Raw genomic sequence first — 14209 nt, 5'->3', positions numbered from 1 at the left:
GATGGCTCCGCTCTCCCGTGCAGGTGGGTCAGCTCGTGACGTCGGCCACCACGCAGGTGATGTTGTCCGGCCCGCCGCCTTCGTTGGCGAGGCGGATCAGCTCCGGGATCACGTCCGCCGGCTCGCGGTTCGAGTCGAGGACGTCGCGCAAGGTCGCTTCGGTGACCGGGCCGCTCAGGCCGTCCGAGCACAGCAGGTACCGGTCGCCCGGCTTCGCCTTGAACGTCCAGATGTCGGGCTCGCCGGAGCCGGTCGTCTGCAACGCTTTCATCAGCAGCGACCGCCGCGGGTGGGTCGCCGCGTCCTCGGCCGCGACCCGGCCGTCCTCGACCAGTGCCTGCACCAGCGTGTGGTCGCGGGTCAGCCGGCGCAGGTCGCCGCCCCGCAGCAGGTAGCCGCGGGAGTCGCCGATGTGGGCCGCCGCGAACTCGGCGCCGTCGAACATCAGCACCGTCAGCGTCGTGCCCATGCCTTCGGTCGTCGGCTCGTTCGAAGCGACCTCCGCCAGCCGGTCGTCGATCGACTTGACCACGCCGGCCAGCGTCGCCGCCAGGTCGACGCCCGTGAGGTCCATTCTCCGGAGGTCGACGTCGAGTTCGCGCAGCACGTCGACCGCGGTCGCGCTGGCGACTTCGCCGTGCGGCTGGCCGCCGATGCCGTCGGCGACGGCGAGCAGGCGGGAACTCGCGTACAGCGAGTCCTCGTTGACCTTGCGGCGCCTGCCGACGTCCGACCCCGCGGCGTACCGGAGGACGTACCGATCGTGTGTCATGCCACCCATGAAAGCATTGGTTGACTGAGTTCACAAGCAACTCGGCTGATTGGAGTACTCTCCGATAGAGTGCCCGCCATGGACGACGACGCCACGGTCAGCGCGGCCGACATCGCGCGGCTCGCCGGGGTCGGCCGGGCCGCGGTGAGCAACTGGCGCCGTCGCTACCCGGACTTCCCGGCGCCCGTCGGCGGCACGGCGTCCAGCCCGTTGTTCGGCCTGTCCGCCGTCGCCGGCTGGTTCCGCGCCCGCGGCAAGAAGTTCGAGCTGTCCGCCGGTGAACGCGCGTGGCAGCGCCTGCGCGCGCTGGGCGACGACCTCGACCTGGCCGAGCGCGTGAGCCGCGCCGGCGTCTTCTTCGCCTTCCAGGCCGGGCTCCTCGACACCTTCGACAGCCGGCTCGACGACCCCGAGCTGATCACCCTGCTCAGCGAGATGACGCACCGGGCGGGCCCGCTCGAGTCCTTCGAGCTGTTGTGCCACCGGTACTTCGAGGCGCATTCGCGGCGGCTCTCGGCGACGCCGGAGCCGGTCGCCGAGCTGATGGCCCGGCTCGCCGGTCCGGTGTCGACGATCCTCGACCCCGCCTGCGGCTTCGGCGCGCTCGCGCTGGCGAGCGGCGCGAAAACCGTGCTGGGGCAGGACAGTGACCCGCTGACGGCCTCGATCGCGACGTCGCGGCTGCGGTTGCGCGGCATCGAGGCGGAGGTCCACGCGGTCGACGCGCTGCGCGAAGACGCCTTCGCCGGCCGGACCGCCGAAGCCGTGCTGTGCGATCCGCCGTTCAACGAACGGGCCTGGGGGCACGACGAGCTCGTCGGCGACGCGCGCTGGGAGTACGGCCTGCCGCCGCGGGGCGAACCCGAGCTCGCCTGGGTGCAGCACTGCCTCGCGCACGTCGGACCCGGTGGCACGGTGGCGATCCTGATGCCGGGCGCGGCGGCCGGGCGACGCAGCGGCAAGCGCATCCGCGGCAACCTGCTGCGCGCGGGCGCGGTCCGCGCGGTCGTCACACTGGCGAACTCCGATCTTTGGCTGCTGCGACGGCCGATCCCCGGCGAGCGTCCGCCGTCCACCGTGCTGCTCGCCGAGGCGGGCGACGAGCTGTCCACAGTGGACGCGATGTGGCGGGAGTTCCGTGAGCGCCCAGAATCCGGCGTCCGGATCATCGACCTGCTCGATGACGATGTCGACCTCACGCCGGCCCGGCGCCGCGGTCGCGACGAGGACCTCGGCCGGACCTTCCGGATCGTGCAGGACCGGTTCGCCGAACTGGCCCCGCAGCTGCCACCGCTCGAGACGACCGACAGCGAGCCGGCGTTCACGACGATCGGGGAACTGGTCAAGGCCGGCGTCGTCGAGGTCAAGCACGCGGCCCGCACCGACGGCGAGCACCCGATCGCCGAGGACGGTGATGTCGTCGCGTCCGTGACCGGGATCGCGTACGTCCACAGTGGAGCTTCCGCGCCGGTCGGCGCCGGGCTCACCGTGTACCGCGTCGACCCGGACCGGCTGGACGCGGACTTCCTGGCCGGCTGCCTGCGCGCGGCCGACCTGCCCGCCGCGTCGGCTTCGACGCGGATCGACGGCAGGCGCGTGCGGATCCCGCGGGTGGCCATCGACGTCCAGCGCGAGTACGGCCTGGTCTTCCGCCGTCTGGCCGAGTTCGACACCGTCCTGCGCCAGACGGCGGAAACGGGGCGCGAGCTGGTCCGGCTAGGCTTCGCGGGACTTGTCGAAGGACGGCTCAGGCCGGGCCGTTAGGGGAACGGATGCTGATCGCCGACCGCTACGAGCTCGACGAGCTGCCGCTCGGCCGCGGCGGGATGGGCGCGGTGCACGGCGGGCACGACCGCCGGCTGGGCCGGCGCGTGGCGATCAAGCTGCTCAGGCTGCCGGGCCGCGACGAAGAGCTCGAAGCCCGCTTCGCCCGCGAAGCGCGGATCCTGGCGACGCTCGACCACCCCGGCGTGCCGACGCTCTACGACTACGGCACCCACGACGACCGGTTGTTCCAGGTCATGCAGTTCGTCGACGGCGTGACGGTGGCCGACCTGCTCGCCGAGCACGGGCCGTTGCCGGTGGCGTGGGCCGCGGCGATCGCGGCGCAGGCGTGCGCGGTGCTGGCCGCCGCCCACGCGCTCGCGGTGTGCCACCGGGACCTCAAGCCGTCCAACCTGATGCTCGGTCCGGACGGCGGCGTCAAGGTGATGGACTTCGGGCTCGCGGTGCTGCGCGAGGCGGACGCCGCGCAGTTCACGCGGGCCGGGCAGCTGCTGGGGACGCCGTCGTACATGGCGCCGGAGCAGATCCAGCGCGGCGGCGCCGAACCGCGCAGCGACCTCTACGCGCTGGGTTGCGTGCTGCACGAGATGCTCACCGGGCGGCGGCTCTTCGACGGGCCCACCGCCTACGCCGTGTTCGAGCGGCAGGTCAAGGAGCTGCCACCGCCGGTGCCGGGGGTGCCGAAGCCGCTCAACGCGCTGCTCGCCGAGATGCTGGCGAAGGACCCCGAAGCCCGGCCGCCGGGCGCGGCCGTGCTGTACGAGCGGCTGGGCGCGTTCGTCGGCGCGCTGCCGCCGCTGCCGGGGTTCCTCGTGCCGCCGTCGGTGCCCAGCCCGGGCCGGATGTACGCGCGGATGCTGGGGCGCGTCAGCGGCTGAGCGCCGCCGGTCGCCGGTCGGCGAGCGGCAGGCCACGCCGCTGGATGCGGTAGTAGGTGGTGGCGTTCTGCACGGCGATGCTGACGCCGAGGGTGAGCGCGATCGACGCGGAGGTCAGCGGCCCGGCGACGCCGAGTGCGGTGCCGAGCGCGACGAGCCCGACGCGCACGGCGATGGTCAGCACCCACAACCCGATGGTGACGGCCGAGCCCTTCTGGAAGGTGGTGCCGTTGCGCTCGGTGAGCGTGGTGGTGGTGCTGCGCAGGACCCCGAGCCCGGCGAGGACGACGAGATCGGCGGCCAGCAGGCCCAGTTCGGCGGCCGACGCGCCGGGCAGCGCTTTCGCGGCGACGTACGCGCCGACGGCGACCAGGACCAGCGGCATGACCGTCAGCGTGCGCCGGTCGAGCAGCGTGCCGCGGACCTGCTTGTAGACGACCCGGTAGCAGACGTAGGCGGCGATGGCCACGTAGAGCAGGACGTTCGCGGCGCTGGACATTGCGGGCTCCTTGGTTCTGTCGGTGCTCCCAGCTTCGCCGCGCCGGGCGCCGGTTTCGTCGGCGCGGGGATCGGGGCGGGGTTGATCCCGGGGTCAACCCACGGGTGGAGACTGACCGAATCGTGACCTTCCCGGACGAACCTCGACCGGGTGAACGCCGTCTTTACGGGTGTCCACAAGCGAGGATCGACACTGGGGGTTACGGATCGTGAAGAGGCTCTTGGCGGGAGCGGCCGCGCTGGCCACCGCGTTCGTGCTGGCCGCCTGCTCCGGGGGCGGGGCGGCGACGCCGAACGCGGGCGGCGGGGCCGTCGCCGCGGCCGGTACCGGGGGTGGGACGCCCACCACGTCGAGCACCACCGCGGCCCCCACCACCACGACGACCAGCGCCACCCCGACGCCGTCCACCACCAAGCCGGCGCCGACCACCACCACGACCAAGCCGAAGCCCAAGCCGAAGCCGGCGGCTCCGGCGAGTGACCCGGGCGTCCCGTGCGCCGCCGCGGCGGCCGCGTCCGGCACCGCCGCCTGCGTCGACATCTCCGCGCACAAGGCGTGGATCCTGCAGGGCGGCAAGGTCGTCTACGGGCCGGTGCCGATGCTGCCGGGCCGCAAGGGCTACGCGACGCCGACCGGCACGTTCCACGTGCTGTCGAAGGAGAAGGTGCACCTGTCGAAGGAGTTCGACAATGCGCCGATGCCGAACTCGGTGTTCTTCTACCCGGGCGACGCCTTCCACACGGGCAGCCTCTCGGTCTACTCGCACGGCTGCATCCACCTGTCGGCGAGCGCGTCCCTGAAGTTCTTCAACACTTTGCACGTCGGTGACGTCGTCCAGGTCGTCCCGTAACCGAGTTTGTCCGAATACGGACAGTAGGTCACGAACAGATAAAATCACTCGGCCGAGTGCAACTGGCCCCCCTCTTCAGGCGATAAGTGATCGCTTGGGAAGGGGGGCCAAATGGCCTTGGGAAAGCTCAGAGCACTACGCCACGCCTTCGTGGCGGCAGTACTGACCGGCGCGCTTCTGCCCGTCGTGTCCACTGGGGAAGCGGCAGCGGCGACCACGCTGCCGGCGGGGTTCGTCCTGCGGGACACCTCCACTGGGGTGGGGAACTACCAGCTCACCGACTTCGCGTACCTGCCGGACCAGTCCGTCCTCGCCACGGCGAAGAACGGCCGCGTCCAGTGGGTTCCGACGAGCGGGACACCGCGGACCATCGCGACGCTGCCGACTCGCGAGATCAGTGACATCGGCCTGGTCGGATTAGCCGTCGCGCCGGACTACGCGACGTCGCACACGATCTACACCACGCGTTCGCTGAACGTCGGCAGCGGCTTCGTCATGCGGCTGTCGAAGTTCACCGTGGGCCTGGACGCGGCCGGCGCGCCTGCGTCGCTGGCCGGCGAGCAGACGCTGTTCGAGGTGCCGGGCATCTCGGAAGTCCACGGCATCAACGGCGTCGTCCCCGCCGCCGACGGGACACTTTGGCTGTCCATCGGGGACAACGGCGACTTCACGAAGGTGGACCCGGGCGCGCTGCGCTCGCAGGACATCACCCAGCCGTACGGCAAGATCTTCCACCTGGCCGCCGACGGCAAGGGCGTGCCGGGCAACCCGTACTACGACGCGGCCAACCCGGCGTCGACCGCCAGCAAGGTCTTCGCGCGCGGGTTCCGCAACCCGTTCCGGATGACCGTCGACGCGAACTCCGGCCTGCCGGTCGTCGGTGACGTCGGCTGGAACACCTGGGAAGAGGTCGACGTCGTCCAGCGCGGGTCCAACCAGGGCTGGCCGTGCTGGGAAGGCAACCACGCGACCCCGGGCTACAGCACGCTCGCGGGCTGCGCCGGCGTGCCGAACCAGGCGCCGATCTTCGAGTACCAGCACGGTACCGGCGCCATGCAGGGCAACAGCGTCACCGGCGGGATCGTCTACAACGGATCCAGCTACCCGGCGTCCTACCGCGGCTCGTACTTCTTCGGCGACTACGTGACCAACAAGATCTGGACGTTGCGCTACGACGACCAGGGCAAGCTCACGCAGGCCCCGGAGAACCCGCCGGTCTTCACCGGCATCGGCGGCCCGGTCAAGTTCGCGGCGGCGCCGAACGGCGACATCGTCTTCGCCGACATCCTCAGCGGCAACCTGCGCCGGCTGAGCTACTCGGCGGGCAACACCGCGCCGGTCGCCAAGGCCACGACGACCACCGACCCGGACACCCGCACGGTGTCCTTCGACGGCTCCACGTCCGTCGACTACGACAACGACCTGCTGAAGTACGACTGGGACTTCGGTGACGGAACCACGGCGGCCGACGCCGGGCCCACCACCAGCCACCAGTACGCGGCCGGCACCGAGTCGTTCACCGCGAAGCTGACGGTCCGGGACCCGCTGGGGCTCACCGGCACGGCCGACATCAAGGTCGCGCCCGGCAACCACACCCCGCAGCTCACGCTGACCACGCCGGGCGACACCGCGACGTTCGCGGTCAACCAGCAGGTCGGCCTGAGCGCCACGGCGACCGACACCGAGGACGGCCCGCTCACGGTCACCTGGACCAGCGCGGTCCGGCACTGCCCGAGCGAGGCGACCTGCCACTCGCACCCCGGCGCCGGCGGCACCGGGGCGAGCTTCGCGCAGCCGTTCACCGAGCACCCGGACTCCCGGATGGAGTTCACCGCGGCGGTGACCGACAGCGCGGGCGTCACCACGTCCAAGACGTACACGGCGTGGCCGCGCCAGCACCGGATCACCCTGCTCAGCACGCAGCCCGCGGCGCTGAGCATCCCGGTCGAGGGCGGCGTCAGCACGGCGCTGGTGACCGAGGGCGCCAGCTTCGACGTCGAGGCCTCGCCGCTGGGCACCGACGGCGTCTCGAAGTTCACCGGCTGGCAGGGCGGCCCCACGGACACGACGTGGGTCGTCACGGTCGGCACGAGCGACCTGACGCTGACGGCGAACTACGCGACCCCGATCGACCAGCGCTACAACGCCGACCCGGCGTTGCAGGCGAAGCTCGGGGCGCCGACGGCGGCCGAGGTCACCGACGGCGCGGTCCACTACCGGGCGTACGCGAACGGCCGCCTGTACTGGAGCGCCGTGGGCGGTACGAAGTTCATCACCGGCCCGGTGCTGGACAAGTACGTCGCCATGGGCGGGCTCACCAAGCTCGGCCCGCCGACGACGGACACGGCGTCCACTTCGGACGGTGCGCAGTTCAACGATTTCAACAACGGCGGCAACGTCGGCTCGATCTACTACACGGCCGCGACGGGTGCGCACGCGATCTACGGTGAGATCCGGAAGAAGTGGGCGGCGCTCGGCTACGGCGCGCTGCTGGGCTACCCGACGAACGACGAAGACGGGACGCCCGACGGCATCGGCCGCTTCAACCACTTCATCAAGGGCACCAACGTCGGTTCGATCTACTACACGCCTTCGACGGGCGCGCGGGCGATCTACGGCGAGATCCGCAAGAAGTGGGCGGCGTACGGGTACGAGCGCGGCCTCGGCTACCCGACGAACGACGAGGACGGCACGCCGGACGGCGTCGGCCGGTTCAACCACTTCAGCCTCGGGCACTCGATCTACTTCACGAACGCCACCGGCGCGCACGTGATCAAGGGCGAGATCCGCAAGCGCTGGGCGGCGCTGGGCTGGGAGCGGTCGTACCTGCGCTACCCGACGACGGACGAGTACGTCACGGGCGGGGTGTACCGCAGCGACTTCCAGGGCGGTTACATCACGTACACGCCGCAGACGGGAGCGGTCGACCGTCCTTGGTGACGGGTTGCCCCTCTGCGTGAACGAAAGCGGGCCGTCTCCGGTTTTCCGGAGGCGGCCCGCTGTCCTTTCAGGACCGGAGATCGGCGGGTGCCGTCCCGGCCGACGTCAGCGGCAACCCGAGCGCGACCCGCTCGGTGAGCCACGGGCTCGGCCGGTACCGCGGGTCCCCGGTCGTCGCGGCCAGGCCGCGCAGGATGCGCAGCACGATGTCGCCGCCCACCAGGTCGCCCCACTCCAGCGGCCCGCGCGGGTAGCCGAGGCCCAGCCGGACCGCCGTGTCGATGTCCGACGGCGTCGCCAGGTGCTGGCCCGCGATGAAGCACGCCGTGTTGACGATCGAGGCCAGGAGGCGCTGGGCGATCGGGGCCGGGCCGTCGCGGACCACCGTGACCGGCCGGCCCGTCGCCGCCAGCGCGCCCCACGCCGCGCGGCCCGCCGCCGGGTCGAGTCCCGGGTGGACGGACATCGTCAGGCGCCTTTCGTAGCCGCCCAACGGGTCTACACCCGCGACGCGGTCCAGCGGGAGCCCCGCGCGGGTGCCTGCGTCCACTGTGGACTCGCCGTAGAGCGGCACGAGCAGGACGGCGTCCGGGTACGCGTCCGACACCACCTGCACGCCGGCCGCCGACAGCACGCGGGCGAGGTGCTCGTCCGCCGTGAACACCGGGCTCGACGGCTTCGGCGGCGCGGCCGGCTCGTCGGGGACCTGCTGCTTCCCGTCGGCGTAGGTGTAGAAGCCTTCGCCGCTCTTGCGGCCGAACAGCCCGGCGGCCACCCGCGGCCGGGTCAGCCACGACGGCCGCAGCCGCGGGTCGCCGTGGAAGCCGCTCCAGATGCTCTCGAGCACGGCGTGGGAGACGTCGAGGCCGGTCAGGTCCAGCAGCTCGAACGGCCCGATCTTGAGGCCGAGCGTTTCCCGCGCGACGCGGTCGACGTCGGCGGGCTCGGCCAGCGCCTCGGCGAGGATCTGCAGCGCTTCGGTGTTCAGGCCGCGGCCCGCGTGGTTGACCAGGAAACCCGGCGCGTCCTTGGCCAGCACCGGCTCGTGGCCCCAGCTCCGGACCAGCTCGAGCGCCTCGGCGGGCAGCCAGTCGTGCGTGCGCGTGCCCGGGACGACCTCGACCAGGCGCATCAGCGGCACCGGGTTGAAGAAGTGCAGGCCGATCAGGCGGCCGGGGTCGGCCAGCTCCGCGGCGATCTCGGTGACCGACAGCGAACTGGTGTTCGTCGCGAAGACCGTCTCCTGTGGACAGACGCGCTCGAGCTCGGCGAACAAGGCTCGCTTCGTCGCCAGGTCCTCCCGCACGGCCTCGATGACGAGGTCGACGCCGTCCGCGGGCGCGTCGGGCGCGTCCACCGGCACGAGCCGCGCGCGCACCGCCGCCGGGTCGTCGAGCTTGCCCTTCGAGGCCAGCTTGTCCACCATCGCGCCGACGTGGTCGATCGCCTCGGTGACGGCCTCGCGCCGGACGTCGGCCAGCTCGACGGTCACCCCCGCGGTCGCGGCCAGCTGGACGATCCCGCGGCCCATCACCCCGGTCCCGATCACCCGGATCCTGTCGACCTTCCCGGCCCACCCCGTCACGTCGTGCCGCCTTCCGCCGTTGGACTCCCGCCCCCAGCCTAGAGGCCGACGAACTCCGCCATCCGCTTCGCCGAATGGGCGAAGAACGCGTCGGCCGGGTCGACGCTGCCGACGTACTGGCCGAACAGGTCGAAGCTGATCGCGCCGAACAGCTGGGTCCACGCCATGAGCAGCCGGCTCACGGTTTCGGGGCCGGCGACGATCCCGAGGGCCTTGGTGAGCACCTCGGCCTGGGCGCGCAGCTCGGGCGGGACTTCGCCGTCGATGTTCCGCAGTTCGGTGTGCGTGAGGACCTTGACCAGGGCGAGCGCGACGCGGGCGGCCGGCACGACGGTGTCCTGCGGCGCCGCGTACCCGGGGATCGGCGAGCCGTAGATCAGCGCGTACTCGTGGGGGTGCGCGCGCGCCCAGTCGCGGGTTCCCTGCCAGATGGCCAGCCATCGGTCGCGGGGTTCGCCCTGGCCCGGGTCCGCCTTCTCGGCCGCTTCGCCGATCGCGTTGTAGGCGTCGACGATCAGGTCGGTCAGCAGCCGGTCGCGGCTGGGGAAGTACCGGTACAGCGCGGACGACACCATGCCCAGCTCCCGCGCCACCGCGCGCAGCGAAAGCCCGTGCGCGCCGACCTCGGCGAGCTGGCGGCGGGCTTCGTCCTTGATCTCCTGGGTGAGCTCGGCGCGGGCTCGTTCGCGCGCGGTGCGGGTCGCGGTCATGCGGATCAGTGTGCCATGACGAGAGCGGCGCACAAAACCGAGAGCACTGCTCTTGACAGCGGCGCTCTCATGGGTGTTCACTGCTCTTAACCGAGAGCACTGCTCTCCCAAACTTCCGGAGGACATCATGACCGCCGCCCGCTACATCGAGCCGAAGAAGGCCACCAACGCGTTCAACGAGGTCGTCGCGAAGCTGACCAGGATGGGCGTGAGCGTCTGGGGCAGCCGGGTGCTGACCGTCGTCGGGCGCAAGAGCGGGGAGCCGCGTTCGGTGCCGGTCAACCTGCTGACCGTCGACGGCGTCCGGTACCTCGTCGCTCCGCGCGGGGAGACGCAGTGGGTGCGCAACCTGCGCGTCGCCGGCGAAGGCACGCTTCGCGTCGGGAAGCGCGTCGAGGCGTTCACCTTCCGCGAGCTGGCCGACGACGAGAAGCCGGGGATCCTCCGCGCGTACCTCAAGCGCTGGAAGTTCGAGGTCGGCGTGTTCTTCGACGGCGTCGACGCCAAGGCGTCGGACGGGAAGCTGCGCGAGATCGCGCCCGGCTACCCGATCTTCGAGATCTTCACGAAGTAGGTTTGCGCCGCGTCAGGTTCGCCGCGACCAGGACCACGCCCACCAGGAACGCGACGAGCCCGATCAGGAACCACAGCTTCTGGCCGGTCATGAAGCTCCCGGTGACAACGCCGATGCCCTGCAGCACCCAGACGGCACCGACCAGCACGAGCACGACCCCGACCGCGAGGGTGATCCACCGCCTCATCACCCCAGCTTAGGCGCGCAGGAAGCCCAACACGAGTCCGAGCGGCGGCGGGCGGGCCGGCTTGGCCGGGTAGGTGTCGCGCGTGGGGGCCTGCTCGGTCGGGCGGCTGCCGCGGGTGGGCTCGGCCGGGCAGCCGCGGTCTGCGGGATCGGCTTGGCCCGGCAGTCGCCGCGCATGGACCGGCTTGGCAGGGCAACTGCCCGCTCGCGGACTCGGCTTGGCCGGGCGGTTGCCGCGGGTGGGGCTCGGCCGGGTAGCCGCGGTCCATGGGATCGGCTTGGCCCGGCAGCCGCCGCGCATGGACTGGCTTGGCAGGGCAACTGCCCGCTCGCGGACTCGGCTTGGCCGGGCGGTTGCCGCGGGTGGGGCTCGGCCGGGTAGCCGCGGTCCGCGGGATCGGCTTGGCCCGGCAGCCGCCACGCATGGACTGGCTGGGCCGGACAACCGCCCGCCCGCGGACCCGGCCCCGCCGGGCAACTGCCGCGGATGGGCCGGCTGGTCCTCGACCAGCCGGACCTCGCCGGCACCATCGGGCCGGCAGCCGGCCAGTTCTCCCCACGCAGATACCCAACTCCACTCCCTTCGGCCGCGGCTTCGGGCACAGTGGCAGCTGTGCACGACATCCGCGGCTCCCTGCGACGCCAGTCGCTGCTGGTCGCGCTCGTCTGCGTTGTCTGCGATGCCGCCCTCTTCGCCCTTCGCGGCCCGATCGGCGGGGGCGGTGCCGACTGGCGCTCCTGGGTCGTCCTGCTCGGTGGCATTGCCGTCAACGCCGCCCTCGCCGGGCCCGCCCGCTATTCCGGCTGGGTCGCCCTCGCGCACGCCGTTCTCTTCGCCGGCTCCCCTCTTCTCCTCTGCACCTGCACCGGCTACGTCGTCGGCAACAACGCCGGCATCCTCATCGCCGGCTACCGGGCCGGGGCCTGGCTGCGCCCGAAACCCGCCGTCCTCGCGCTTCTCGCCCTGCTCGCCGGGGTCGTCGCCGGGTGCATCGAAGGGGGCGGGCGTACCGCCGCCGACTGGCGGCTGACCGCCATCAGCGTCAGCGTCAGCGCCCTCCTGCCGTGGCTGGTCGGCCGGTACACGACGGCCCGTCGCGCCTACATCGCCGACCTCGAACGGGAAGCCGACGAACGCCGCCAGCACGAGGAAGAAGCCGTCCGGCGAGCCGTCCTCGAGGAGCGCACGACCATCGCGCGCGACCTCCACGACGTCATCTCCCACCACGTCAGCGCCATCGGCGTGCACGCCGGCGCCGCCCGGCTCGGCCTGCCCGACGGCGACGGCCCGGTCCGCAAGTCCCTCGGCGCGGTCGAGTCCGCGAGCCGCTCGGCGATGGCCGACCTGCGCCGGCTCCTCGACCTCCTGCACGCCCAGCCCAACGCCGAACAACCCGGCCTCGACAACCTCGACGAGCTGGTCGAGACCGTCCGCGCGGCCGGCCTGCCGACCCGGCTGACCCTGCGCGGCGAACCCCGAGAGCTGCCCGGCTCGCTTGACGTCGCCCTGTACCGGATCGCCCAGGAAGCCCTGACCAACGCGCTGCGCCACGGCGAAGGCCCGGTCGAGGTCGAGCTGAACCACGGCCGCACCGAGGTCGTGCTCACGGTGACCAACGGCCTGCGCGCCGGCCGCGCCCCGCAGAAGGAGCACGCCCACCGCGGCCTGGCCGGCATCCGCCAGCGCGTCACCCTGTTCGGCGGCCAGGTCTCCTACGGCGAATCCGCCGACCAGTGGCAGCTGCGCACGACCTTCCCGGTGGAGAGCACATGATCCGCGTCCTGCTGGCCGACGACCACGCGATGTTCCGCTCCGGGATGCGCGCGCTCCTCGACACCCAGCCCGACTTCACCTGCGTCGGCGAGGCGTCCGACGGCCGCGAAGCCGTCGCCGAAACCGCGCGCCTGCGCCCGGACGTCGCTGTCCTCGACGTCCGGATGCCCCGCCTCGACGGCCTCGCCGCGACCGAAGCCATTCTTGCCGCGCCGGGCAACGACACCCGCGTCCTCGTGCTCACGACCTACGACGCCGACGAATACGTCTACCGCGCGCTGCGCGCCGGGGCGAGCGGGTTCCTGCTGAAGAGCCTGGCGCCGGAGGAGCTGGTCGCGGCGATGCGGGTGGCCGCGCGCGGGGACGCGCTGATCGACCCGTCGGTGACGCGGCGGCTGGTCGCGAAGTTCGCCGCGGTGCTCGAGCCCGCGGCCGCCGAGCCGCCCGAGCTGGCCCGGCTGACCTCCCGCGAACGCGAAGTCCTGCTGCTCATCGCCAACGCCTGCAGCAACGCGGAGATCGCGCGGCAGCTGCACGTCGGCGAGGAGACGGTCAAGACGCACGTGTCGCGCGTGCTCAGCAAGCTCGGGCTCCCCGACCGCGTGCACGCCGTCGTCTACGCCTACCGCCACAAGCTCGTGCCGGACGGCTGAGGGCGGGAACGCCCCGGTGCGGCGGGAGGGGGACGCGGCACCGGGACGTTCCCTGGCGGTCGGGTGCTCGGAACGAGGTGGCCGGCAGAACCCGCCCGCCCGTCAGCTGATCGGCCGAGCCGGAACCCGCCGCGGCCGTTCAGCCCGTCAGTTGGCCGGCCGAGCCGGAGCCGGGCCGGCTCCGGCCGCTCAGCCCGTCAGTTCGTCGGCCGGGCCGAGTACTCCCCGCCGCGGCGCTGGCCCGGCTGGCGCTGTCCCTGCCCCGCCTCGAACCCCTGCCCCAGCGACGTCGCCGTGGCCGTGGTGCCCTCGACCTTCGCCACCACCGTCACGTTCGTGTCGCCCTGCTTCACGTCGCCCGTCTTCTGCGTTGACGAACCGATCGTGTACGTCTGCTTGTAGCCGTCCTTGCTCGTCAACGTCACCGATGTCGCGCTCAGCTCCGTCACGTCACCCGTCTGGAGCCGCTCGGTCGTGTAGCCGCCGCTGCCGTTCGACACCACGAAGTCGCCGTGCAGCGCCTCACGCAGCGCTGCCATCCCGCCGCCGAAGCCGCCGCCCGGGAAGCCCTGGCCCTGGCCGCCGCGGGGGAACTGGCCGCCGCCGAAACCGCCCGGGCCCTGCTGGGCCGAATTGTCCGCGCTGCTGGTTCCCGCCCAGATCGCCGCTCCGCCGCCGGCCGCGATCACCACGGCGATGCCCGCCGCGATCGCCGTCTTCTTGCCGGACCAGCCCTTCTTCGGTGCGGCCTGGGCCGGGTCGCCCCAGTTGGCCGGGGCCGGCTCACCCCAGGCCGGGGTGTTCGCGGCGCCTTCGGGCGGCGTGTTCGGCTCGGTCGTCATCGTGTCCTCCGGTGGTGCCCACACTGGTCCCGGCCAGGTTCTCCGCCGTGGCTGTGTTTGAGCTGTGCGGGGCGTCAGCGGGCGCTGTGGCTCCCTTACCCGGGCGAACGACCTTCACAGGAAACGCACAGCGGTGTCACAGTGAGCACTGAAGCACCGCC

13 protein-coding genes are annotated in these 14209 nt (G+C 72.2%); 7 read left to right on the top strand and 6 right to left on the bottom strand.

The genetic code is table 11. The features are described from left to right. Window positions 1-28 precede the first annotated feature (28 nt). Complete coding sequence (locus ACERZO_RS42690; protein ID WP_372671674.1) at window positions 29-772, bottom strand: PP2C family protein-serine/threonine phosphatase; 744 nt, start codon at window positions 770-772, stop codon at window positions 29-31. 78 nt (window positions 773-850) lie between these two features. On the opposite strand from ACERZO_RS42690, the gene ACERZO_RS42685 reads away from it, so the two are divergent. Next, window positions 851-2536: an HsdM family class I SAM-dependent methyltransferase gene (locus ACERZO_RS42685; protein ID WP_372671673.1), complete on the top strand. Its 1686-nt coding sequence runs from the start codon at window positions 851-853 to the stop codon at window positions 2534-2536. 8 nt (window positions 2537-2544) lie between these two features. Continuing rightward, window positions 2545-3435 (top strand): serine/threonine-protein kinase, encoded by an 891-nt coding sequence (locus ACERZO_RS42680; protein WP_372671672.1) that lies wholly within the window; start codon window positions 2545-2547, stop codon window positions 3433-3435. Here ACERZO_RS42680 and ACERZO_RS42675 read toward each other — a convergent pair. Further along, window positions 3425-3934, bottom strand: a complete 510-nt coding sequence (locus tag ACERZO_RS42675) for a hypothetical protein (RefSeq protein ID WP_372671671.1) — start codon at window positions 3932-3934, stop codon at window positions 3425-3427. The genes ACERZO_RS42680 and ACERZO_RS42675 overlap by 11 nt on opposite strands. 208 nt (window positions 3935-4142) lie before the next feature. Here ACERZO_RS42675 and ACERZO_RS42670 point away from each other — a divergent pair, with 208 nt between their 5' ends. Together ACERZO_RS42670 and ACERZO_RS42665 are read left to right on the top strand one after the other, a co-directional pair. Next, window positions 4143-4784: a L,D-transpeptidase gene (locus ACERZO_RS42670; protein WP_372671670.1), complete on the top strand. Its 642-nt coding sequence runs from the start codon at window positions 4143-4145 to the stop codon at window positions 4782-4784. 111 nt (window positions 4785-4895) lie between these two features. Next, a complete protein-coding gene (locus tag ACERZO_RS42665; protein ID WP_372671669.1) occupies window positions 4896-7724 on the top strand; it encodes a PQQ-dependent sugar dehydrogenase in 2829 nt (942 codons plus the stop codon). A 67-nt stretch (window positions 7725-7791) separates the two neighbouring features. Here the strand turns inward: ACERZO_RS42665 and ACERZO_RS42660 are convergent, their stop codons facing one another. Next, window positions 7792-9309 carry a 3-hydroxyacyl-CoA dehydrogenase gene (locus ACERZO_RS42660; RefSeq protein WP_372671668.1) on the bottom strand — a complete coding sequence of 506 codons (1518 nt, stop codon included), beginning with the start codon at window positions 9307-9309 and terminating at the stop codon, window positions 7792-7794. A 38-nt stretch (window positions 9310-9347) separates the two neighbouring features. Next, window positions 9348-10019: a TetR/AcrR family transcriptional regulator gene (locus ACERZO_RS42655; protein WP_372671667.1), complete on the bottom strand. Its 672-nt coding sequence runs from the start codon at window positions 10017-10019 to the stop codon at window positions 9348-9350. A gap of 127 nt (window positions 10020-10146) precedes the next feature. On the opposite strand from ACERZO_RS42655, the gene ACERZO_RS42650 reads away from it, so the two are divergent. Then, the gene (locus tag ACERZO_RS42650) at window positions 10147-10593 is read left to right on the top strand and encodes a nitroreductase family deazaflavin-dependent oxidoreductase (protein ID WP_372671666.1); all 447 of its coding nucleotides are present in this window, start codon (window positions 10147-10149) and stop codon (window positions 10591-10593) included. Here ACERZO_RS42650 and ACERZO_RS42645 read toward each other — a convergent pair. Next, window positions 10583-10780 carry a hypothetical protein gene (locus tag ACERZO_RS42645; RefSeq protein ID WP_372671665.1) on the bottom strand — a complete coding sequence of 66 codons (198 nt, stop codon included), beginning with the start codon at window positions 10778-10780 and terminating at the stop codon, window positions 10583-10585. The two genes, ACERZO_RS42650 and ACERZO_RS42645, sit on opposite strands and share 11 nt — an antisense overlap. Before the next feature lie 612 nt (window positions 10781-11392). Between ACERZO_RS42645 and ACERZO_RS42640 the strand changes: the two genes are divergently transcribed. Then, window positions 11393-12553 carry a sensor histidine kinase gene (locus ACERZO_RS42640; protein WP_372671664.1) on the top strand — a complete coding sequence of 387 codons (1161 nt, stop codon included), beginning with the start codon at window positions 11393-11395 and terminating at the stop codon, window positions 12551-12553. Next, the gene (locus ACERZO_RS42635; protein ID WP_372671663.1) at window positions 12550-13206 is read left to right on the top strand and encodes a response regulator; all 657 of its coding nucleotides are present in this window, start codon (window positions 12550-12552) and stop codon (window positions 13204-13206) included. The genes ACERZO_RS42640 and ACERZO_RS42635 overlap by 4 nt, the downstream gene beginning before the upstream one ends. A gap of 197 nt (window positions 13207-13403) precedes the next feature. Here ACERZO_RS42635 and ACERZO_RS42630 read toward each other — a convergent pair whose 3' ends face one another. After that, window positions 13404-14048, bottom strand: coding sequence for a hypothetical protein (locus ACERZO_RS42630; RefSeq protein ID WP_372671662.1), 645 nt, complete (start codon window positions 14046-14048; stop codon window positions 13404-13406). Window positions 14049-14209 lie beyond the last annotated feature (161 nt).

The sequence above is a fragment of the Amycolatopsis kentuckyensis genome, from assembly GCF_041679295.1.
Classification (GTDB): Bacteria; Actinomycetota; Actinomycetes; order Mycobacteriales; family Pseudonocardiaceae; genus Amycolatopsis; species Amycolatopsis kentuckyensis_A.
The sequence above is the reverse complement of the archived record's forward strand: the minus strand, read 5'-3'. Positions and strand labels throughout refer to the sequence as shown.

Coding starts and splice junctions, on each gene's coding strand:
- ACERZO_RS42690 (WP_372671674.1), bottom strand. CDS start 772: ATGACACACGATCGGTACGTCCTCCGGTACGCCGCGGGGTCGGACGTC.
- ACERZO_RS42685 (WP_372671673.1), top strand. CDS start 851: ATGGACGACGACGCCACGGTCAGCGCGGCCGACATCGCGCGGCTCGCC.
- ACERZO_RS42680 (WP_372671672.1), top strand. CDS start 2,545: ATGCTGATCGCCGACCGCTACGAGCTCGACGAGCTGCCGCTCGGCCGC.
- ACERZO_RS42675 (WP_372671671.1), bottom strand. CDS start 3,934: ATGTCCAGCGCCGCGAACGTCCTGCTCTACGTGGCCATCGCCGCCTAC.
- ACERZO_RS42665 (WP_372671669.1), top strand. CDS start 4,896: ATGGCCTTGGGAAAGCTCAGAGCACTACGCCACGCCTTCGTGGCGGCA.
- ACERZO_RS42655 (WP_372671667.1), bottom strand. CDS start 10,019: ATGACCGCGACCCGCACCGCGCGCGAACGAGCCCGCGCCGAGCTCACC.
- ACERZO_RS42650 (WP_372671666.1), top strand. CDS start 10,147: ATGACCGCCGCCCGCTACATCGAGCCGAAGAAGGCCACCAACGCGTTC.
- ACERZO_RS42645 (WP_372671665.1), bottom strand. CDS start 10,780: ATGAGGCGGTGGATCACCCTCGCGGTCGGGGTCGTGCTCGTGCTGGTC.
- ACERZO_RS42635 (WP_372671663.1), top strand. CDS start 12,550: ATGATCCGCGTCCTGCTGGCCGACGACCACGCGATGTTCCGCTCCGGG.
- ACERZO_RS42630 (WP_372671662.1), bottom strand. CDS start 14,048: ATGACGACCGAGCCGAACACGCCGCCCGAAGGCGCCGCGAACACCCCG.